The sequence below is a fragment of the Tannerella forsythia 92A2 genome (assembly GCF_000238215.1).
Taxonomy (GTDB): domain Bacteria; phylum Bacteroidota; class Bacteroidia; order Bacteroidales; family Tannerellaceae; genus Tannerella; species Tannerella forsythia.
On the sequence record NC_016610.1, the window covers coordinates 56,765 to 77,653 of the forward strand.

The 20,889-nt window shown below is 41.3% G+C and carries 21 protein-coding genes; 17 read left to right on the forward strand and 4 right to left on the reverse strand.

What is annotated here, in order from left to right; all coding sequences use genetic code 11:
- Positions 1 to 16 precede the first annotated feature (16 nt).
- The 6 genes from BFO_RS00200 to murQ are packed head-to-tail and all read left to right on the forward strand — an operon-like array spanning position 17 to position 5,730.
- A complete protein-coding gene (locus tag BFO_RS00200; protein WP_014223527.1) occupies positions 17 to 1,318 on the forward strand; it encodes an MFS transporter in 1,302 nt (433 codons plus the stop codon).
- Between the two features lie 7 nt (positions 1,319 to 1,325).
- A complete protein-coding gene (locus tag BFO_RS00205) occupies positions 1,326 to 2,564 on the forward strand; it encodes an exo-beta-N-acetylmuramidase NamZ family protein (RefSeq protein ID WP_014223528.1) in 1,239 nt (412 codons plus the stop codon).
- A 1-nt stretch (position 2,565) separates the two neighbouring features.
- A complete protein-coding gene (locus BFO_RS15400; RefSeq protein ID WP_157755256.1) occupies positions 2,566 to 2,883 on the forward strand; it encodes a hypothetical protein in 318 nt (105 codons plus the stop codon).
- Positions 2,884 to 2,888: 5 nt separating this feature from the next.
- Complete coding sequence (locus BFO_RS00210) at positions 2,889 to 4,052, forward strand: acyltransferase family protein (RefSeq protein ID WP_157755330.1); 1,164 nt, start codon at positions 2,889 to 2,891, stop codon at positions 4,050 to 4,052.
- Positions 4,049 to 4,900 (forward strand): ATPase, encoded by an 852-nt coding sequence (locus tag BFO_RS00215; protein WP_014223530.1) that lies wholly within the window; start codon positions 4,049 to 4,051, stop codon positions 4,898 to 4,900. The genes BFO_RS00210 and BFO_RS00215 overlap by 4 nt, the downstream gene beginning before the upstream one ends.
- On the forward strand, positions 4,897 to 5,730 hold the full coding sequence (murQ, locus tag BFO_RS00220; RefSeq protein ID WP_014223531.1) for an N-acetylmuramic acid 6-phosphate etherase: 834 nt from the start codon (positions 4,897 to 4,899) through the stop codon (positions 5,728 to 5,730). Before BFO_RS00215 ends, murQ begins: the two co-directional genes overlap by 4 nt.
- Here the strand turns inward: murQ and BFO_RS00225 are convergent.
- Together BFO_RS00225 and BFO_RS00230 are read right to left on the reverse strand one after the other, a co-directional pair.
- A complete protein-coding gene (locus BFO_RS00225) occupies positions 5,714 to 6,946 on the reverse strand; it encodes a Cof-type HAD-IIB family hydrolase (protein WP_014223532.1) in 1,233 nt (410 codons plus the stop codon). The genes murQ and BFO_RS00225 overlap by 17 nt on opposite strands.
- Before the next feature lie 32 nt (positions 6,947 to 6,978).
- Positions 6,979 to 7,620: a hypothetical protein gene (locus BFO_RS00230; RefSeq protein WP_014223533.1), complete on the reverse strand. Its 642-nt coding sequence runs from the start codon at positions 7,618 to 7,620 to the stop codon at positions 6,979 to 6,981.
- A gap of 248 nt (positions 7,621 to 7,868) precedes the next feature.
- Between BFO_RS00230 and BFO_RS14645 the strand changes: the two genes are divergently transcribed.
- The 7 genes from BFO_RS14645 (at position 7,869) to BFO_RS00265 (ending at position 14,409) form a co-directional block, all read left to right on the forward strand.
- Complete coding sequence (locus tag BFO_RS14645; protein ID WP_157755257.1) at positions 7,869 to 8,105, forward strand: TIGR04149 family rSAM-modified RiPP; 237 nt, start codon at positions 7,869 to 7,871, stop codon at positions 8,103 to 8,105.
- 310 nt (positions 8,106 to 8,415) lie between these two features.
- Positions 8,416 to 10,197 (forward strand): S41 family peptidase, encoded by a 1,782-nt coding sequence (locus BFO_RS00240; RefSeq protein ID WP_014223534.1) that lies wholly within the window; start codon positions 8,416 to 8,418, stop codon positions 10,195 to 10,197.
- Between the two features lie 7 nt (positions 10,198 to 10,204).
- Complete coding sequence (locus tag BFO_RS16335; protein WP_041590482.1) at positions 10,205 to 10,453, forward strand: lanthionine synthetase LanC family protein; 249 nt, start codon at positions 10,205 to 10,207, stop codon at positions 10,451 to 10,453.
- Complete coding sequence (locus BFO_RS00250) at positions 10,441 to 11,337, forward strand: lanthionine synthetase LanC family protein (protein WP_014223535.1); 897 nt, start codon at positions 10,441 to 10,443, stop codon at positions 11,335 to 11,337. Before BFO_RS16335 ends, BFO_RS00250 begins: the two co-directional genes overlap by 13 nt.
- Before the next feature lie 720 nt (positions 11,338 to 12,057).
- Positions 12,058 to 12,309 carry a TIGR04149 family rSAM-modified RiPP gene (locus BFO_RS14650; protein ID WP_074449228.1) on the forward strand — a complete coding sequence of 84 codons (252 nt, stop codon included), beginning with the start codon at positions 12,058 to 12,060 and terminating at the stop codon, positions 12,307 to 12,309.
- 85 nt (positions 12,310 to 12,394) lie between these two features.
- Positions 12,395 to 13,753: a hypothetical protein gene (locus BFO_RS00260; RefSeq protein ID WP_041590483.1), complete on the forward strand. Its 1,359-nt coding sequence runs from the start codon at positions 12,395 to 12,397 to the stop codon at positions 13,751 to 13,753.
- Entirely contained in the window at positions 13,750 to 14,409 is a 660-nt protein-coding gene (locus BFO_RS00265; protein WP_014223538.1) for a hypothetical protein, read from the forward strand. Before BFO_RS00260 ends, BFO_RS00265 begins: the two co-directional genes overlap by 4 nt.
- On the opposite strand, the gene BFO_RS00270 is transcribed toward BFO_RS00265, so the two are convergent.
- Positions 14,362 to 15,702 carry an IS1380 family transposase gene (locus BFO_RS00270; protein ID WP_014223539.1) on the reverse strand — a complete coding sequence of 447 codons (1,341 nt, stop codon included), beginning with the start codon at positions 15,700 to 15,702 and terminating at the stop codon, positions 14,362 to 14,364. The genes BFO_RS00265 and BFO_RS00270 overlap by 48 nt on opposite strands.
- 61 nt (positions 15,703 to 15,763) lie before the next feature.
- On the opposite strand from BFO_RS00270, the gene BFO_RS00275 reads away from it, so the two are divergent.
- The 3 genes from BFO_RS00275 to BFO_RS00285 all read left to right on the forward strand — a co-directional run bounded on the left by BFO_RS00275 (position 15,764) and on the right by BFO_RS00285 (position 19,124).
- Positions 15,764 to 16,654: a radical SAM peptide maturase gene (locus BFO_RS00275; protein WP_014223540.1), complete on the forward strand. Its 891-nt coding sequence runs from the start codon at positions 15,764 to 15,766 to the stop codon at positions 16,652 to 16,654.
- A 10-nt stretch (positions 16,655 to 16,664) separates the two neighbouring features.
- Entirely contained in the window at positions 16,665 to 17,903 is a 1,239-nt protein-coding gene (locus tag BFO_RS00280) for a TIGR04150 pseudo-rSAM protein (RefSeq protein WP_014223541.1), read from the forward strand.
- 69 nt (positions 17,904 to 17,972) lie between these two features.
- Positions 17,973 to 19,124, forward strand: coding sequence for a 6-bladed beta-propeller (locus BFO_RS00285; RefSeq protein ID WP_041590485.1), 1,152 nt, complete (start codon positions 17,973 to 17,975; stop codon positions 19,122 to 19,124).
- Between the two features lie 195 nt (positions 19,125 to 19,319).
- Here BFO_RS00285 and BFO_RS13915 read toward each other — a convergent pair whose 3' ends face one another.
- Entirely contained in the window at positions 19,320 to 19,859 is a 540-nt protein-coding gene (locus BFO_RS13915; protein ID WP_306766688.1) for a transposase, read from the reverse strand.
- A gap of 674 nt (positions 19,860 to 20,533) precedes the next feature.
- On the opposite strand from BFO_RS13915, the gene BFO_RS14655 reads away from it, so the two are divergent.
- A complete protein-coding gene (locus BFO_RS14655; RefSeq protein ID WP_074449233.1) occupies positions 20,534 to 20,746 on the forward strand; it encodes a TIGR04149 family rSAM-modified RiPP in 213 nt (70 codons plus the stop codon).
- Positions 20,747 to 20,889 lie beyond the last annotated feature (143 nt).

The window sequence follows — 20,889 nt, forward strand, 5'->3', positions numbered from 1 at the left end:
CTAAAACAAACAACAAATGAAAACGGGAAAGAAAACGAATGCCTGGGGATGGGTGCCGACGCTTTACTTTGCGGAAGGACTGCCCTATGTGGCCGTGATGACGGTAGCCGTCATCATGTATAAACGCTTAGGACTTTCAAATACCGAGATCGCGCTCTACACCAGCTGGCTGTATCTGCCCTGGGTGATCAAGCCGTTTTGGAGTCCGTTCGTCGACCTGCTGAAGACGAAACGCTGGTGGATCGTCAGCATGCAGCTCCTCATCGGGGCGGGGTTTGCAGGCATCGCTTTCTTTATCCCCACCGACTATTACCTGCAACTCACGCTCGCCTTCTTCTGGCTGCTGGCATTCAGCTCGGCAACGCACGATATTGCTGCCGACGGCTTTTATATGCTGGGGCTTACTTCGGGCGAGCAGTCTTTTTTTGTCGGCATCCGTAACACGTTTTACCGGTTGGCCAATATCTTCGGGCAGGGCATTCTCGTCATGTTTGCCGGATGGCTGGAAACCGGGCAGCTGTTGCCCGACACGCCTCTCCGCATACCGATGGCATGGAGCATTACCTTCTATCTTCTGACGGCCATCTTTATCGGACTGACGGTATACCATCAATTCGTCCTGCCCAGACCCGACAGCGATGCAAAAAGAACAGGAGTAACTGCCGGTAAATTATTGGAAGACTTCTTCCGTACATTCACGTCGTTCTTCAAAAAGAAAAATCTGGGGCTGATGTTCTTCTTCCTGCTCACGTATCGACTGGGAGAATCGCAGCTCGTTAAAATAGCGTCTCCGTTCCTGCTTGACAGCCCCGAGGCCGGCGGACTGGAGCTGTCAACAGCGACCGTGGGGATGATTTACGGAACCATCGGTGTCATCGCTCTGCTGCTGGGCGGCATATTGGGGGGGATCGTCGTTTCACGGCACGGCTTCAAACGCTGGATATTGCCCATGGCGCTGGCGATCAATCTCCCCGACCTGCTCTACGTGTACCTCTCGGCCGCCACGCCCGATGCATGGCTCGTAATTATGTCGGTAGCCATCGAACAGTTCGGATACGGTTTCGGATTTACGGCCTATACCTTATACCTTATTTACATTGCCGAAGGCGAACATAAAACGGCGCATTATGCAATCGGTACGGGCTTTATGGCCATGGGGATGATGTTGCCCGGTATGGTAGCCGGATGGATTCAGGAACACATCGGATATACGAACTTTTTCATTTGGGTGTGCCTCTGTACCCTGCCGGGCATTATCGCCTCCCTCTTAGTCAGAAACAAAATAGCGCCCGGTTTCGGGAAGAAAATCAAATCATAATCGACGAATGAAACGGATTCATATCATTATATGGTGTTTGTGCACGTTGTCGGTACTGGCAACGCAGGCGCAAAAGATCACGATCAAGACCGGTCTGGAAGTACTGAAAGAGCAACGCTTCCAATGCCTTAAAGGCAAACGGGTAGGACTGATTACGAACCCTACGGGAGTAGATAATCACCTTCGATCGACGATCGATATATTACACGAAGCGCCTGACGTGAACCTCACAGCGCTCTATGGCCCCGAACACGGCGTACGGGGCGATGTGCATGCCGGCGATAAGATCGACAGCGGTACGGATCCGGCAACGGGTCTGCCCGTATACTCGCTCTACGGTGCAACACGGAAACCGACCCCCGAAATGCTGAAAGACATCGATGTGCTGGTGTATGATATTCAAGACATCGGATGCCGTTCGTTCACCTACATCAGTACGATGGGACTGGCAATGGAAGCAGCGGCCGAAAATAACATCGAATTTGTCGTGCTCGATCGCCCGAACCCTTTGGGCGGATTAAAAATAGAAGGCTGTATCGTGGAAGACGGTTTCTTCTCTTTCGTCAGTCAATATAAGATACCGTATGTCTACGGCCTGACTTGCGGCGAACTGGCGCTGATGCTGAACGCCGACAAGCAACCCGGTAAGGCATGTAAGCTGCACGTAGTAAAGATGAAAGGATGGAAGCGAAAGATGGATTATACGCAGACGGGGTTGCAGTGGATTCCGCCGTCGCCCCATATCCCGCATGCACATTCGGCGTTCTTTTATCCCGTTAGCGGGATATTCGGCGAACTGGGTTATGCCTCTATCGGTGTGGGATATACCATTCCGTTCCAGATGTTTGCCGCACCTTGGATCAAGGCGGCAGAGCTGACCCGACGGATGAATGCGCTGCGCATACCGGGCGTCAACTTCCGGCCGATCCACCTCAAGCCGTTCTATGCAACGAACAAAGGCGAATTTATACAAGGCGTACAGGTGCATATCACCGACTATCGGCAGGCGCCCCTGAGCGACATACAGTTCCTCGTTATGCAGGAAATCGCGGCGCTCTACCCCGACCGCGCCGTGTTTGCGCACGCCGACTCCGCCCGTTTCCGAATGTTCGATAAAGTATGCGGCAGCAACCGGATACGTGAAGGGTTCATCCGGCGTAACCGCTGGGAAGATGTACGCCCATACTGGTATAAAGACGTTGAACGATTCAAAAAACAGTCGAAAAAATATTACCTCTATCCATAATATGAATTTAACAATCCATTCTTCATTTCCGGCTTCGCACCGTCGATGTAACGACTCCCCCAACTCAAACCGGCGAGACGGCAGACTTGGCACGGCGAGACGGCAGACTCGGCGCAGCGAGACCGCCGTCTCGAAATATCGAGACGGCGGACCCGAATCATCAAGACAGCCATCCCGAATTGTCGAGACGACAAGGCCGTCCGATCGGGGTCGCCGGCCGGTAACACGAAGACCTTCGTCCGGAGGCGTCGGATTCTCCGGCTTAGCAGCCTTCGTCCGTTCGGAACAACGTAAAACGACGGGAGGGACCGGGTTATGAGTCGCCTGCCGGATACCTCGTCCCGCCGTCTGCTGGCGCTCGATATCCTGCGCGGTATCACGATTGCCGGCATGATCATGGTCAATAATCCCGGATCATGGTCGTTCGTATATGCTCCGTTGGGACATGCGGCGTGGCACGGTTTGACACCGACCGACCTCGTATTTCCTTTCTTTATGTTCATCATGGGCATATCGACTTATATCTCGCTCAAGAAATACGATTTTACATTCAGCTATTCCGCCATGCGAAAGATCATCCGGCGAACGGCGGTCATTTTCGCCATCGGGCTCGGGCTTGCATGGCTCGGGCTGACGTGTCGCACGTGGCATGGTCTGGCCGACGGAGGACTGTCGTTCGGAGCGAGGCTTTGGCAATCGGTATCGAACTTCGGCCATCTGCGCATACTGGGCGTGATGCAACGACTGGCGCTCTCGTACGGAGCAACGGCGCTGATCGCTCTGGCCATACGTCATCACCGTATCCCGTATCTGATTGTCGCTTTACTGGGCGGTTATACCGTGCTGTTGCTGGCCGGGAACGGTCTTGCATACAACGAAACGAATATTCTTTCGATCGTAGACCGTGCCGTGCTTGGCGTAAATCATACGTATAAAGACATGGGCATCGAGCCGGAAGGACTGTTAAGTACCCTCCCCGCCATTGCACACGTACTGATCGGCTTTTGCTGCGGTCGGGCAATGCTCGGTGTGACGGAAGTACGCGACAAGATGCTGCGTCTTTTCCTGATCGGAACAGCCATGGCTTTTGCCGGCTGGTTGCTGAGCTACGGCTGCCCGATCAACAAAAAAATCTGGTCGCCCACGTTCGTGCTGATCACCTGTGGCATGGCATCGGGATTACTTGCTTTGCTCATTTGGATAATCGATGTAAAAAGACATACGAAATGGTGCCGTTTCTTCGAGGCCTTCGGGGTCAATCCGCTGTTCATGTATGTAGCGGGTGCTGTTTTCTCCATTCTGTTAGGCAGTATTTACCTCACATACAACGGCGATCCCATTACACTGAAAGGCTTCTTTTACGATGTGTGTCTGCGCCCTTGGGCCGGAGACTATGGCGGTTCGTTTCTGTTTGCCATACTGTTCGTAGCTTTTAACTGGTTAATAGGATTTATCTTATATAAGAAAAAAATATATATCAAAATATGATACTGATTGCAGATAGCGGCTCGACCAAGACACATTGGAATGTGCTGGATCGGGGTCAGGTGGTTGGAGAAATATTTACGAAAGGAATGAACCCGTTTTTTCAGACGCCGGAAGAGATGGGGCGCGAGATTGAGCGGACTTTACTTCCGCAATTGAATTCGAACCGTTTTTGCGAAGTGCATTTCTTCGGAGCCGGATGTATTCCGGAAAAAGTCCCTATCGTACGCAATGTGCTCAAAGGCTGTCTGGATGTGAGTAGTCTGATTGAAGTCGATACCGACATGCTGGCGGCAGCCAAAGCCTCCTGCGGACGATCGCCGGGCATCGTCTGCATCATGGGAACGGGCTCGAACTCGTGCTTTTACGACGGAGAGAAGATTACGGCCAACGTATCGCCGCTGGGGTTTATCCTTGGCGACGAAGGCAGCGGGGCCGTACTGGGCAAACTGCTGATCGGCGATCTGCTGAAAAACCAGATGGGGGAAGAACTGAAAGAAAAGTTCCTCCGGCAGTACGAACTGACCCCTGCCAATATTATCGAACGGGTATACCGACAGCCGTTCCCGAATCGTTTTCTGGCCGGTATATCGCCGTTTCTGGCCGAAAATATCGAACATCCGGCCATCCATTCGCTGGTGTTGAACGCTTTCAAGTCGTTCCTGACCCGCAACGTGATGCAGTTCGACTATACACGCTACAAGGCTCATTTTATCGGGTCGGTAGCGTATTATTACAAAGATATTCTGGAGGAGGCGGCCGCCGCAACGGGCATCCGTACCGGCACAATCGTCCGCAATCCGATGGAAGGATTACGCACTTACTATTCGACCGTTGCAGAAACCGTATGACATTTATCAAAATAACAGAACAGGATTCGCTGTACAGCGATTTAGAGCAGAAAACCGTCCGGCAGATTCTGGACGATATCAATCGGGAAGACCGGAAAGTGGCATTGGCCGTACAGAAGACCATTCCGCAGGTAGAGAAACTCGTCTCGGAGATCGTACCCCGCATGCAGCAGGGCGGACGCATCTTTTACATGGGCGCCGGCACAAGCGGCCGGCTGGGAGTACTCGACGCCTCGGAGATACCGCCTACGTTCGGGATGCCCAATACGCTGGTGATCGGACTGATTGCCGGCGGAGAGACGGCACTCCGCAATCCGGTGGAGAATGCCGAAGACGATACGACACGCGGATGGGAAGAATTGCAGGCGCACCACATCACGCCGAAAGATACGGTGATCGGGATTGCCGCATCGGGCACAACCCCCTACGTGATCGGAGCCATGCGTGAGGCGCGTCGCCACGGCATCCTGACAGGCTGTATCACCAGCAACCCCGGCTCGCCGATGGCTGAAGAGGCCGACATCGCCATCGAGATGGTGGTAGGACCCGAATACGTTACCGGCAGCTCACGCATGAAATCGGGCACAGGACAGAAAATGATCCTGAATATGATTACAACAACCGTTATGATCAAGCTCGGACGCGTGAAAGGCAACAAGATGGTCAACATGCAGTTGAGCAACCGGAAGCTCGTAGATCGCGGCACACGCATGCTCGTCGATGAACTGGGGCTGCCCTACGATCAGGCTAACGCCCTGCTGCTGCTGCACGGATCGGTGAAAAAAGCCGTCGAGGCTTACCGCAAGCCGGGGCCTACCGCTTCTTCATAACACTGTTCACCACGCGAACGGACGAAACGAGCTTATCCGTCGAAGTAAAGATATCGACATTCCACACGTGCGACGAGCGTCCTTTGTGGATAATCGTCGCCACGGCACGCACCGTATCGCCTTCGTGCGCCGACGAGAGGTGATGACCGCTTACCTGCATGCCAACCATCATCTCGTCGGGTGCGCAAAGCACCATCGAGCCAAGACCGGCCACCGTTTCGGCCAAAGCCAGCGTAGCTCCGCCATGCAGAATACCGAATGGCTGACGGGTACGTTCGTCAACAGGCATAGTCGCTTCGATACGGCCTTCCGAGGCATACGTGTATTGAATGCCGAGATTTCCCATCAGAGCGTGCTTGCCGGCCGCATTCAACCGGTCGAGCGGGATATCGGTGGGGCGTATATCGGCAAGGATCGCTTTTTCGAGCGCGACAGCCACGCCGTCTTCTTCGTTTGAAAGAGTGATGACGTCGGCACAGGCCTTGACCGAGTCCTGCGCATTCCCCATGGCAATACCGAGCCCGGCCAGCTGGATCATGGTCACGTCGCACACCCCGTCGCCTATCGCCACGATATCGGCTGACGGGATATTGAGTTTTTCGAGCAGTACGCTGAGCGTATTCGCCTTATCGATAAACTGCGGAACGACTTCGAGAAAATAGGTCTCGGAACGAAACACATCCAAGGTGCCGGCCAACCGTTTCTTCCAATGCTCTTCGAGGCCGACAAGCGCCTTCTCATCATCGCTCGAAAGCATAACCTTCCACGGATGGAAACTGACTTCTTCCGAGAATCGGTCTGTCTCGCGCAACGGCATACCGTTGAGTCGCGCTTCCTGAAGAACACGTTCGTTCGACGCGTCGTTCGTCAACATCTCATCTTCACGATACGTAAAAATCGCAAAACCGTTTTTTTGTGCTTTCCGTTCGAGGTAAGGGATAAATCCGGGATCGATGCGTTTCTCGAAAAGCAGCTCGTTCGTCTGCACATTGATGATCTGTCCGCCGTTATACGAGAGGATATATCCGCCGTTTTTATCCAGCTCCAGTTCCTTAGCCAGCCCGACGACACCATACGTCGGTCTTCCCGAAGCCAGTACCACCTTGATGCCCATTTGCTGCACCCTGATCAGGGTCGCACGAGTCCGTGCCGTAACTGTTTTTTCGTTCGTAAGCAATGTGCCGTCTACATCGAGCACTACCATTTTGTACTTCATATCTCTTGATCGTTAACGGTTATTATTTCCTGTCAGACCGTTTCCGGACGAAGGGCTTCATGATAAAACCTGCGGCATTGGGCGCGGCTGATGGGTATTTCGTCGAACGAGGCTCTCGTCAGGTCGCAAACAAACAGTTCGCTTATTTGCGAGATGTACATGACGTCATATTTCAATACATTTCCTTCTTGCAGTTCCATGGTGTATTCCATCGTTGAGAAGACGGTATCGTCCGTCAGATTCTCTTTCGAGAAGATATACAGTCCGAACTTGCGGAAATGACCGTAGAAGCCATCGGCAACCTTACGCACCTTGCTCCTGATGATGCGCTGCAAAGGCAAAGCTGCCGCCCAGTATTCGTATTCCATTCGCCCGATGATCGTATCGTTGATGCCGTATCCGTATCCGTATTTCGTCATGTCTATCCAGTCTTCTTCCGAGACCTTCATGACCGGACGTCCGGCAATTTCATTGATCAGCGCATGCGCCACGTCGCGATCTTCACGGATGGCACGTGTCACCTCAATACCGATGTTGTGCGCCTCGTCCTGCAAATCCGGACGGTCGTAATTCTTTAATGCCTCGAAGCGGTCGTCCACCAAATCGATCAGCGATTGGCGGGCATACCGCTCGAAAAATGTCGTATCGTATTTCGTTCTTCTTCGTTCCGTCATGACACTGAAATCAAAATCAATCGGATTTCAAAGATACGGTATTTTTTTCGATTCCGCCCGTTATAATGCCGGAAGAAAAACTTGGGTAAATCTATGAAACGGCAGTCAAGGGCAAATATACCGTTTATCGAAAAAAAACGACCGTTCGTTAGGAAAAATGCTACTGTTCGTTAGAAAAGCGGAGTATAAATTGGAGCAAGAGGGAGAGGATGATTATCTTTGCTCCCGACATATTAAAATTTTATCGTATGAAAAAGTTGAAAAAATTAAGTTTGAAAAAAGAAACGATTGTCAAGTTGGAAAATTCTTCTATGTCTATCCTGAAAGGAGGATGTACAAATTCGGTATCATGTGGCAATCCAGGAACAGATAATTTTAACTGTATTACAAAAGGGGATTGTGACCTTCATACTATTGGACATGATGATGGTTCTAAATGTATTAGCAAAACTGATTGGGGATGGTGCTGGTGTTATGGACTATAACCCCTATGTGATACATGCTATCTATAGAAGATGTGTTATTGTTTGCTGATTTGTAGAAAAAGTCTCTTGGCGACGATGTCCAGATGCGGGGAATATGATGGCAGAAAGAAAAGGAAGAGTACCGTCTCTCCCAGATCAGTCTGAATTCCTTAGACACACATACGGAAACAATGCTTCTCTCCTCGAGTGAAATTGTCTCTAAAGTTCGGGACACTACGCCCCTGTCAATTCCAAGACTCTTGTTTTTCCTATATTTAATAGAATAAGATTCTTTAATATTTGTTTTAACTAAATTGATTTGCTTAGTCAGATGAAAAAAAAACACGTGATTTTAAGTATTATTCTAATATTGGTTGCTATAATCTTATATTATCCCGTTAGCAGCTATACAAAAACACTAAAATTGTATTATAAATTTCATTCTTCAATATCTTTTGATAAAGATTCTATTTTTAAGGAGGATGTTTGCCTACAATCCTACATACCAACAGTGTTTAATGATACGACTCGCTTATTTTATCTGTGCAAAATATGGGGGTTTTTAAAATATCATTATGAAAACACGGATGGATATGTTCCTCCAATAGATTCTCTTTTGCTGTATTATATAGACAAAAGTACAAGCGATAAGCTTGCTTTTCAGTCAGATATTTGTGATCTAATATCAAAAGTTCAAACGACGGAGTTGACTGGTAAAAATCCGTACCCTAACATCAATGATTATCATTTGATCAACAATGATTGGATGAATGATATTATTTGCCTTAACAGTGAGATAAGCAGCAAGCTAAAGTCTATTTTCGATCACAGAAGGGGATTGAAAAATCATTTTATATTTAATAAGTCTGTCGTAGGGAATATAAGATTGATGAATGAAATCGCATATAACGAAAAGGAGCTGCCGGATAAAAATATAAGGCTATTAGGCTTATTCAGATTTTGGAATATCATAAACTACTTTTATGTCAGTAAGAATCTGATGGATGATAATTGGGATAAAATTTTATATGAATCGATTCCTCTTTTTATCAATGCTAAGACTACACGACAATATCATTTGGCTATATACTGGATGATAAGCAAACTGAAAGACACACATGCTTCATATCCACATTCAATAGACCCAGTTACAACAGGTGGCTTCCGACCTAACTTTAGAATGTTGCTTATTGATAGTATGTTTGTTATCCATAAAATACGAGATTCAAACCGCAACGATAATAAATTTCAAATTGGAGATATCTTGTTGGAAATAGACGGACAAGATATCTATAGCTTGTATGACAGCCTGCAACAATATACTTGTGGTGGTAATTATTGGTCTAATCAATCTTTTGTTTGTAATGCCGTGCTATCAAGATTCGACACTATTTCTTCCGTTAAGTTAATACGTGACAATGATACGATAGAAGCAGTATCAAAAAACTATTTAGCCTATGACTTATTTCAGGCACAGCGAAAACAAGAACGATTGGAAGAAGATAGTGTCTTATATAAATGGATTAACGATAGTATTGCATATATGGATTTGACCTCTGCTACAGAAAAAAACTTTAAACGAAATTATGACGTTGTCAAATCTGCCAACGTAATTATCCTCGATTTAAGATGCTATCCAGATGTAGATTTAATATTACCTCTTACCAATACATTTGTTCCTCCCAATTCTTTCTTTGCTTACTCAACTTATCCAGATACAAGATTTCCGGGTATGGTAAGATTCCTAAAATCATCTTCTAATAAAATTGGTAGTAAAAACTATTATAAAGGGGAGATTATTGTTTTGGTTGATGAATGGACACAAAGCTATTCTGAATATATAACAATGGCTTTACAGAGGAATGCAAGAACAGTCACGATAGGCCGTTATTCTTCAGGGGCTGATGGGAACTATTCACTTTTTAATTTTCCCGGAAATGTGAAAACTATTTTTACTGGCATTGGAATATATTACCCGGATTTTACACCTACTCAAAGAAGAGGAGTAAAGATTGATTACATAGTAGAACCCAATATAGAGGATATAAAAAATAAGAGGGATGCCGTATATGAAAAAGCAATTGATATTGCCAAGCAAAAGATTACGAAGTGAAATCTTAATGAAAATCGAAGATATAGCTTCGTTTTTAGCAGCTATATCAGACAAAAAAGGGAATGAAACGATTAAACCAGGATTATTTTCGGGGTATGCAGGCGTTGCATTGTTCCTTTTCTATTATTCCAGATTTAAAAAAGATACTTGTATTGCAGATGTGGCTATGAATTATTTAGAAAATACTGTTACTAGCATTGAGAGTGCATTACGGCATAATTTTTGTGGTGGAATTAGCGGTGTATGCAGCATCTAATAAAAGGGGAATTTATTGATAGAGAAAATAGAGAAATATTAGACCAATTTGATCAATATATAGCAAGGTGTGCTTTACATGACACAGCATTGAATTATTTGGATTATTTGCATGGAGCTATAGGTTCTGCTGTCTATTTACTAAGCAGATTACGAAATAATTATATCAGGAATAAAGAAACACAAATTATTGATTTTATAGATTCTTATAAGGTGGTACAAACAAATACTTATACATGGGAATATAAGATTGGAAACAAATATAATATAAGCTTATCCCATGGAATGTCAGGCACTTGTGTGTATTTAGCAAAAGCTTATTATCATGGTATACATAAGCAGAAGATAAAAGATATATTGAGTAAAAGCATTCAGTTTCTATTAGAACAAGAAATAAAAACTCCTCAATTATCTTTGTTCCCTACTTTTTGCACATCTTATGGAGATCAGGTTAGTAGATTGGGCTGGTGTTATGGAGATATTGGTGTCGCTTTAGCTATTTGGCACTATGCAATCGTTGTTGGTGATAAAAGTCTAAGAAAAAAAGCTATAGAGATATTCTTATTTTCATCTAATAGACGAGATTTGAAAGCAAATGCAATTATAGATGGGAGCATATGCCATGGTACAGCAGGTTTAGCATTGATTTTTAGAAGAATGTATTTGTATACTAATATCGAAGAATTTAAAGAATGCTCCGAATATTGGCTTGAACAAACACTCCTTATAGCTAAATATAAAGATGGTATTATTGGGTATAAATTCAATATGAATGATCTCTCAATTGATTTATTAAATGGTATTTCAGGAATCGGTTTGGTTCTTTTATCATTTTTGTCTGATGATCGTTCTCAGAGTTGGGATGAATGCCTTCTGCTTAGTTAGTCGTCCCTTAAGAATCCTTTTAATCTCTGATATTGAGTAAATTAGTTTTCGAAAAACCTTTGTTAAATCTGCAAGTTTTCTTATCTTTATAGCAAGAAACTTGCAGATTTTCATGATTAAAAAGTTCCATCATAGTCCTTCATTATTCAGCAGTCTATCAGACATGCTGAACCAATCGCACCCACTCTACAAATTGGCCGACAAAATAGATTGGGAGAAATTCGATACGACATTTTTTTCGATTCCGCCCGTTATAATGCCGGAAGAAAAACTTGGGTAAATCTATGAAACGGCAGTCAAAGACAAATATACCGTTTATCGGGGAAAAACGACCGTTCGTTAGGAAAAATGCTACCGTTCGTTAGAAAAGCGGAGTATAAATTGGAGCAAGAGGGAGAGGATGATTATCTTTGAACCAATATTTTTATCTAAAATAGATTTGGTGTGAAATATATGTGAAGTATAAATGTGCGGTGTGCATGTATTATTCGTTAGATATGAGAAATGGTATAAGATATTTGAGCGTTTGATGATCGGTTTGAAAGAGTATGCTACTCCAATTTGATACAAGGTTAAGAATTTGCAGAAGACAAGTTTATCTGAAATCAAAGACAAAAGGCTAATCTGAATGACTGATCATGACAAAGCATCATATATAAATGGGGAGAAGCCGCCCCCCCCCTGAAATATAGTAGGCAATAATATAAATAAACTTTTATCATGAAAGTATTGGGTAAAATAAGTTTACATTCATTAGAGGAAAAGTCTCTATCAGATTATTCTATGAGGGGCTTGAAAGGGGGAGCCACATGCACTTGTGGTTGCCACTACGCAAATGGTGGTGGTTCTTCGTCCGGATGGAATGATGCAACAAACTATTGTGATGGCAAGGAATCATATGGTGGAGGTTCTGAGTCTTGTGGCTGTTGTTCTTCCGAAGGCGTAAAACTCAGTGATTTTTGGAAAGGGTGATTATATCGCTCGAAATAAAGATGTCAAGACCTATTTTGTAAGAAGTTTGTTTTGACATCTTTTGCTTATATAATTACTTTTATTCATGATGAAACATGTATATGGTTACATTGCTGTACTATTTATTTTGATCGCTGTTTGTTGTAATAACCATACAAGAACAGGAAAAGTACAGACGACGACGCAAGAGCCTTACCTTAGAGAGGACTCCCCCATTGTGCTGTCGAATGATGAACCGGAAAGTAAAGATAGTATCTGTCTGACCGATATTGCAGACAGTCTCTTCTATATTTCGCTTAAAGAAGGAGGCTTAGATGTGCTTCAACTCTATTACTTCGACAGTTTGATTTTGCTGAGCAATAGAAGAAATCTATATATATTTAACGTAGATGGAGAGGTAAGAAACAAACTGCCGCTTTACAATGGCAGTTTTGATGTTTTACCTGACAGACAGAAGTTATACACCTATACATTCCTGACGAAAGAACTATGCGCTTACGATCTTAACGGGAATAATGTTTGGAAGACAAAAATCAAAGACTTGTCCTCTCCTCCGGAATTGGGATATTATGGCTATTCATTTTTAGCCGTCAACGATACTACATTTGCGATAGCGAATATCAACTTCGGGAATAATCACGACAAGATTGTTTTTGTCAATCAAAAAGGAAAGATCATACATAGCATCGCCAACAATGAACGTTTTACCCCCTCTCCGTCAATTTATTCCGCAAATAGAAGTTGGCAACGTATCTTGTTCAGAAGTAACGGTGAATTATGCTACCATGCGCCTTACAGTGATACGCTCTATGCTATTCATGGGCATACGTTGAATTTATCGCTGGTTGCCATAGAAAAAAAGCTTGCAAAAGTCCCTCTAAAAAAAAGACTTGAATATACGGGAGAAAGAGTAGAAGAACTGCATAAATATTGTACGAACATGTATACCTGTCCGATTGGCTATAATGATATTTGGACGGACAGTAGCAAATATGCTACTCGTTTTTTTGAGACATCCCGTTATTTGATTGTGGGTTATACGCATGGCTCATTGATGCTTCCTGCATCAAATTTTCTGATATATGATAAGAAAAAAAAAGTGTTAAGTCGTACGCATAACGACCTGCAAAAAAGTATCGGTACGAAACGCTTGCATTTTGGAATATTCAATGATTACGACGGTGGGTTAGCATTCGAACCGGAGCATTTGTCAGGAGAATATTTAATCATGGTCAATGCCGGAAAAAGTCAGGGAGGAGCAAAGGATCATCCAAAAAAACTTTATTTGGAAGGACGAAAAGTGGCCGAGAATCAATATACGGTGATAAGTAATGTTTATCGAAAAGAGAAATATAAAAAAAGAGCAGATGACTTTTTTAACAAAGAAGTGGGCGATGAAGATAAGAGCACGGTATTAACAATTATAAAGATGAAATCAAAATGAAATCAACCATTTTTATAGAATCGACGAAAGGGAATTTGTATTTATATGATTTTCTTAAAAAAGAAATTATACCATGTCATCCATTAATACAAGTTTTTGATTTATTGGATAGAAAGAATCTGTTAGATGATTTATATAGAATTATCGATGGAGAAAACAGTGATATGGCTGATAAATATAAAAGAGAGGATATTGATTATTATCTAAATAAATATTTGAATTATAAGAAGTGCGGATATTTCTCGTTTTTTAAAAAAAGAGAGGCTCTTGAATACGATGAACTTGTTATAAAAGAATCTCTGTGCAATATAAATAATATCGTTTTTGAAGTTACAGATGCTTGTAATCTTAATTGTGCGTATTGTACCTATGGTAATATGTATTATGATTATGATCCCCGTAAAAATCAGATGATGGGTTTTGATACGGTCAAAACAGTATTTGATTTTTTTATTCCGTTATGGAATTCTCATTCAAATAAATCTTCCTCTAAAATAACCACCGTAGGTTTTTATGGTGGAGAACCTCTTCTTAACTTTGAATTGATAGAGAAAAGCGTATTGTTCTGTAATCGTCTAAATTTAAGTAATAGGATATTTAAACCCAGATTACGCAATAGGAATTTTTTGGTTCAGATTTATGGGGTAATCCCATAGTCCGATGAACCATTTTCGTCGTTTTTTAGTAAGTGCTATTTTTAGTTTGAGCGTATCGCCGGTCCTTTCAAAATATGCCCCTATAGCAAAGGTTCTGTAACGCAGTGTAGATAGTGTTTTTTGCGTTTTTTCTTGAAGAACAAATAGACGGAACAGAGACATTAAATTGTAGGCTGTCATCGAAAAAATCAAGGCAGCTTCGGTTGCATAAAAGTCTTTTAGATTAAAACTTTCAGCCCCAAAATCCTGCTTCAACTCTTTTATTCTGTTCTCAGCATCTCCCCGCATACGGTAGGTTCTCCAAACATCGACCATTGAGCAGGTTTGATTCGTAAAATAGGCAGAGTATCGGTAGTTACGATGGATTTCATCTTCGGGGAAAAGGCTCAACTGTTTTCCGCCCGCTTGAGGTCTTTTCTCTATTTTTTGCCTTACAATAACGATTCTTCTTGGTTTTTGCCAAGATTGTGCCTGATAGGTTTTGTCGCAAATCTCTATACCGTCATCTACTTTTACCCAAAAATCCTGTTTGTCTATCAGGTGTTGAATGGGGTGTGTAAATCGGGCTGCAACAATGTAAGGTAAAGATTTTTCCTCCAAACAGTCAAATATATTTCCCTGGCAAAAACCGCTGTCAAGTCGTACCAAGCCGACTTTTTTGTTGCCAAACATGGCTAAAGTCTCTTCCAAAAAACCAATGAAATTATGGGAAGCATTCGTGTTTCCGCTACGAAGCCAAAAATTGGCAACCATTTTTATATCGTTGACAAATGCAATGAGGGGATGATGACTTTTTCTGCCCTTTTTCTTAGGATTATAGCCTTTTGTAGCGCCATCCTGTTCCCCATAACGAGTAATTACCGAAGAGTCAATATCGAGTGTAAAAAAGTTAATATTCAAACTCTTGAAAAACCAACTAAAGAAATGACGAGCAACTTCCAAATTGGTTTTGGCATTGAATTTGGAAAAATATCGCTTGTAAACGTCTTGTGCAGGGGTATGTTTCCAACCGAAGATGTGTCCCAATGCCTTATCTGCCCGAGTAACCTCGGTATGCAAAAAGCGGTTGGCACCACACCAAATACTGGTTATAAAAGACTCTAAAATTACGTCCACATCATAAGCACGATTAGAGTTTTGGGTAGGTAAAGAATGGCAAGAAAACACCTGTTCTTTAAACCCGATTTTGTCTAACATTTGCTTCAAAAATACCATTCCGCCCCAAGGCGTAATCTCTTTATTGGTAAAGGATAACTCAAACTTCATACCGGCTTTGTGTCTATCGCTACGCATTAGAAATTATAAAATGCAAAGATAAGATTTTTTCTATCGCGGAATCTGGGTTAAATACACGATGACAACGAATGCAACTTTGATTGACAGGCATATATCCTTTCTTGTTAAAAATGATTTTCATATAACCATAAGCCTTGATGGTTCTAAACAAAATCAAAGTTATCGTGTGTTTCATAATGGTAAGAACTCATTTGACAGAGTGTTCAGAAATATAAAATTGATACGTGAAAAATATCCTGATTTTTTCGAAACAAATGTGTCATTTAATTCTGTGTTACACAATAGGAATTCGGTTGAAGAAATACATAAATTTATCTTTAATGAATTCGGGAAGGTGCCTCAGATCAGCTCGGTAAATAATTATGGAATAAAGCCTGAAATGATAAATGAATTTAAATCTATGTTTATCTTGTATCATGATTCTCTTGGAGGAAACGACTCTCAATTAATATCTGAAAGATTCACGAATGATCCTAACGTATTTCGCCTATGTCAATTTCTTTTGTGGTATAGTAGCAGTCAGTTTTTTGATTATGAATCATTTTTATATGTAAAGGATCAGTTGCCTAGAGCAATTAATGGTACTTGTGTTCCGTTTTCTCGTAAGATGTTCATCACTGTTAATAAAAAAATTATGGTATGTGAGCGAGTTGATTTTAAATATTCATGGGGCATAGTTGATGATGGAAAAGTTAATTTAGATTTAGATTATATCGCAGATAAGTACAATCGATATTATAAGAAGATGTTTAAGCAATGTCATGACTGTTATATGATAAATGGTTGTCATCAATGCATTTTTCAATTGGAAAACTTGGATTCTACTCCACATTGTTATGGGTATAAATCGGAGAAACAAATGATTGATTATATAAAAACATACATTGATATGTTGGAGAATAGAAATATTCCTTTCGAGGAGCTGTTTAATGATGTTGTATTTAGTTAAATCATTGATTATGAAATACAATACGGGTAAATATCTGTTGTATTTAGAACCCAGTGTGTTTGTGTTCAAGCGTAGAAGTCGGATATTGTTATACGATTCTGAATCATCAAAGAAAGTCATATTCGATTTAACAGAGCCACTTAAAGAGATCATCGATAATTTGTCCAATATTAATAATATGTATTGTGTTGTTCTTGATGATGAAGCTTTGTATGATGAGTCTGTGAGAGCGTTTGTTGCATTGTTGAGAGATCATTACATGGCAGATGTTATTCCAAATACCATAATGCCTCCTATTGTCATTCCACCAATAATGAAATGTCATGCAGATAAATCTAAAGAGGACATCATGCATATGCAGGGTACGGATGTTATGCAGATATTGAATGAAATAACTTTTCATTTAAATGGCGAATGTCATCAACAATGTGAATTTTGTCTTGATTATTACAAACAATTTAATTGCTGTTATAAAGATAAGGGAGAATTGCCTATTAAGGACGTGATTAGAATTATTGATAATGTCATATATGGCTCTATATCTAATAAAATAAATTTTAGTGGAGGTAATATCTTTCTTTATTCTAAAATTGAAGAATTATTTGAATATATAAGAAAAACAAAGATAAAATCAAATTTGTATTTTAATTATCTAAATTGGAATGAAAGATACAAAGAAGCAATTATTGACGAAAATTTCATCTTGCATATTTATATTTCTGCTCCAATAAATAAGGAGCAGATAAAAAGCATTATAGATTCATTTAAACAAAAGACGGATTGTTTAAACTTTTCTTTTATATTACGAAGCGAACAGGAATTGTCTTTTATATACGATATTATAGATATTTTTAACATACAACAGTATACTATGTTACCATTTTATGATTATAACAATATTGATTTTTTTAGACGAATGGTCTATACAGACGAAAAAGAATTAATTTCTGTCACTCCTACCAAACGAGATATCTATAAGAGACAGCATGTTAATTTATTTGATCTTGGTAAATTGATTCTATCTAGTTCAGGGAAATATTATTCTAACATAAATTTTACACCGTTGGGAAATATTTCAGATGATATTATTCAAATTGTTGGAAAAGAGTGGATGGTAGGAAAATCATGGAAAAGGATTCGGTCTGGATTTCCTTGTTGTGATTGTATATATCAATATTTGTGCCCTTCACCATCAAATTATGAATTGGTTATTGGCCAAAACAACTTATGTAATGTGGTTTTTGTGTAAACGAATGAAAATTAATAAACACATAGGGGTATAAATGACTGTACAAAAAAACTATTTCATAATTATCAGATGAAAATTAGTCTTGTATTTGCATTATTATTTGTTGTCTTGTGGGGGTGTTCAGACAAGCAAAAAAACGAAGCCCTATATCGGATAACTGACAGTGACACGGTCTATGTATGCGATGCTTCAAAAGTTTTTGAATTGAGAAGGATGAATTTAAGTGAATGGATATCTGATTTTAAGATGATTTGCTTCGAGAATTCGGACACGGCATTCTTTAAGGCATGGAAAGTTTATATTACCGAACATTATATCGGCATATTGCAAGACGCCATGTCTCCTTTCAAATTATTTGACCACAATGGTCGATTTGTCTGCAATATAGGCCGTATCGGAGAAGGGCCGGGTGAATATACCACACTTTATAGTGCTGCAATAGATGAAAAAACAAATAGGGTTTGTCTGGCTCCGTTTAGAGGAAAGAAGCTCTTTATATATGATTTACAGGGAAATTTTATCGGTTCCGTTTATGTCGGGGATATGCAGAAACCGCAGGTTAGATTTGAAGGCGATGGGAGTATATCCTTAATTCATTTATGTCTGAAAGGAATAACGGATTTTCAGTATGCACGCATTGATACCAATAACCATCTTATGCGTACACCTCCAAACAAAAATCGAGCGATTGATCCATACGATAAAGATGGCGCTTTCGTAGGCTACAATCATGAAGTATGGTTTTACAATAATCAGGTCGATTTCTCTTATATGACAACGGCTTCGGATACATTATATCGTATCCATACCCGAAACGGTCAAATAAGTCCGCAATTTGTGATGACAAATCATAAGGGATATGGCTGCACATACAATGAACTACCCTCTTGTTTCATGGTAAAATTATTTTCTCTTGAGCATGAAGCAGAAGAGCTGAAGTCCAATATGATTGTGGTAGATAAAGAACCAAGGCAAGCCTATTATGTAAAAATAACCAATGATAAGGTCGGAGGCATTCCCTGCTTTGCGTTGCCTTATGCAAACAATGGATGGTATCACGAAATGTATGAACCTTCTGATTTGGTTGAAAAAATAGACGAACACCTCAATCGAGGGCATTGTTCCGATAAAGATAAAAGATTCTTACAAGTGTTGAGGAATTCGATAGACGAAGAGGGTAATAATATTATGTTTATAGGAAAATTGTTAAATCAAGAATGAGGATTATGGTTTTCACCAATGGAATTCCTTCTTGAAAAAATAGATGCAAACGAATGCGATTTAGACAAATTGAGACCTCTGCAAAAGCCGTCCCCTCCACTCAATATCTCTTATTATCGGATTTTTGTGGGCTGCTTGACCAAAATATCCGCTACAAAGGCTCGGATTTGACCTATTTCTTATTCATTTCTCCCTTTATTTGATAAAACTAAACGCAATTATCTCCGGTGTCCTGTATAAATTATAGGCGATAGCCTCCATCATATGCTGAGCATGTGTCTCTGCCCATCCTACATACCCGGCCACACCGCTCAGGAACCATCTATGTATAGAGCCGAATGTACGCTCCATGCAATACCTGACTTTGCTGATGGCTACGTTGATACGTTGTTGCCGTTCGGTGAGCTTATGCCCTCTGGTCGTTTTGTGTATGATACGACATTTGAGCTTTATACACTTGAGCACTTCACGGTTTTCTGCCGAGTCGTAGCCCTTGTCAGCAAAAACCGGAATACCCTTGGGTAGATCGGCCTCCAGCAATGGTGTCTCCAAATGTTTGATGTCGCTTTCGTTGGCTGCGGTGGTCTCCAATCTCACCCACTCTACAAATTGGCCGACAAAATAGATTGGGAGAAATTCGATACGGCATTTTTTTCGATTCCGCCCGTTATAATGCCGGAAGAAAAACTTGGGTAGATCTATGAAACGGCAGTCAAGGGCAAATATACCGTTTATCGGGAAAAAACGACCGTTCGTTAGGAAAAATGCTACCGTTCGTTAGAAAAGCGGAGTATAAATTAGAGCAAGAGGGAGAGGATGATTATCTTTGAACCAATATTTTTATCTAAAATAGATTTGGTGTGAAGTATAAATGTGCGGTATGCATGTATTATTCGTTAGATATGAGAAATGGTATAAGATATTTGAGCGTTTGATGATCGGTTTGAAAGAGTATGCTACTCCAATTTGATACAAGGTTAAGAATTTATAGAAGACAAGTTTATCTGAAATCAAAAAGGGGGGAAGATTGAATGTTTGGTCAATGGTGATTGATCAAGGGTGAGGTATACAGATAGGTTGGTGGGGAGAGATTTAGGACTTATAAGCAGAGATACACTGTATTTTATTTTTTTATGAGTATTTTTTTAGATGAAATAAGTGTCGTGTGTTGAGGGCTTAATCAAGGAAGGAGGTTTAATGGTAAAGAGTCTAAATGCCCCCCTGCTATCTTTTTTTGAATGTATAACGCAGATGTTTTTTTTACAATATTTTACAGTTTTAAATTTTGAAAAGATTGTCCATCGATTTATAGATGATGATAATGAGTTCAAAAATTACAATATTGTATAGAAATAGAAGATGGCGTAAGTAATTTTAAATTAGTTTTATTTATTAAATCATTTAAAGAAATGAAACCAAGAAAAAAAATTTTATTGAAAAGGGTTGAAGATCTAAAGCCTCTTAAGGGAGGAGCAAGGGCTTCAGGGGGATGTTGGTGTACTTGCCATTGTATGGAAGCTGGTATTATGGGATTCCAAGCAGGGATGATGGCAACAGTCAGCTCTGGATATGGTTCAAATCCTGTGTGCTCAACAATCCTCTCTTCTATTTGGAATGTATGATATTACATTAATAATAGAGAAGGATTAGTTGTTTTATATTTGTTTCAGAGAGAGGGATATGCTCTCTCTCTCTCTCTGAATATTATTACATGATGATTGATTATTTTTTTTAATTTGTAATTTTAAGGGTTTGAAAATCTTTA

Coding starts and splice junctions, on each gene's coding strand:
- BFO_RS00260 (WP_041590483.1), top strand. CDS start 12,395: ATGATGAAACATGTATATGGTTACATTGCTGTACTATTTATTTTGATC.
- BFO_RS00205 (WP_014223528.1), top strand. CDS start 1,326: ATGAAACGGATTCATATCATTATATGGTGTTTGTGCACGTTGTCGGTA.
- murQ (WP_014223531.1), top strand. CDS start 4,897: ATGACATTTATCAAAATAACAGAACAGGATTCGCTGTACAGCGATTTA.
- BFO_RS00275 (WP_014223540.1), top strand. CDS start 15,764: ATGACAACGAATGCAACTTTGATTGACAGGCATATATCCTTTCTTGTT.
- BFO_RS00265 (WP_014223538.1), top strand. CDS start 13,750: ATGAAATCAACCATTTTTATAGAATCGACGAAAGGGAATTTGTATTTA.
- BFO_RS00270 (WP_014223539.1), bottom strand. CDS start 15,702: ATGCGTAGCGATAGACACAAAGCCGGTATGAAGTTTGAGTTATCCTTT.
- BFO_RS00225 (WP_014223532.1), bottom strand. CDS start 6,946: ATGAAGTACAAAATGGTAGTGCTCGATGTAGACGGCACATTGCTTACG.
- BFO_RS14655 (WP_074449233.1), top strand. CDS start 20,534: ATGAAACCAAGAAAAAAAATTTTATTGAAAAGGGTTGAAGATCTAAAG.
- BFO_RS00250 (WP_014223535.1), top strand. CDS start 10,441: ATGCAGCATCTAATAAAAGGGGAATTTATTGATAGAGAAAATAGAGAA.
- BFO_RS15400 (WP_157755256.1), top strand. CDS start 2,566: ATGAATTTAACAATCCATTCTTCATTTCCGGCTTCGCACCGTCGATGT.
- BFO_RS00215 (WP_014223530.1), top strand. CDS start 4,049: ATGATACTGATTGCAGATAGCGGCTCGACCAAGACACATTGGAATGTG.
- BFO_RS00230 (WP_014223533.1), bottom strand. CDS start 7,620: ATGACGGAACGAAGAAGAACGAAATACGATACGACATTTTTCGAGCGG.
- BFO_RS16335 (WP_041590482.1), top strand. CDS start 10,205: ATGAAAATCGAAGATATAGCTTCGTTTTTAGCAGCTATATCAGACAAA.
- BFO_RS00285 (WP_041590485.1), top strand. CDS start 17,973: ATGAAAATTAGTCTTGTATTTGCATTATTATTTGTTGTCTTGTGGGGG.
- BFO_RS14650 (WP_074449228.1), top strand. CDS start 12,058: ATGAAAGTATTGGGTAAAATAAGTTTACATTCATTAGAGGAAAAGTCT.
- BFO_RS00200 (WP_014223527.1), top strand. CDS start 17: ATGAAAACGGGAAAGAAAACGAATGCCTGGGGATGGGTGCCGACGCTT.
- BFO_RS14645 (WP_157755257.1), top strand. CDS start 7,869: ATGAAAAAGTTGAAAAAATTAAGTTTGAAAAAAGAAACGATTGTCAAG.
- BFO_RS00280 (WP_014223541.1), top strand. CDS start 16,665: ATGAAATACAATACGGGTAAATATCTGTTGTATTTAGAACCCAGTGTG.
- BFO_RS00240 (WP_014223534.1), top strand. CDS start 8,416: ATGAAAAAAAAACACGTGATTTTAAGTATTATTCTAATATTGGTTGCT.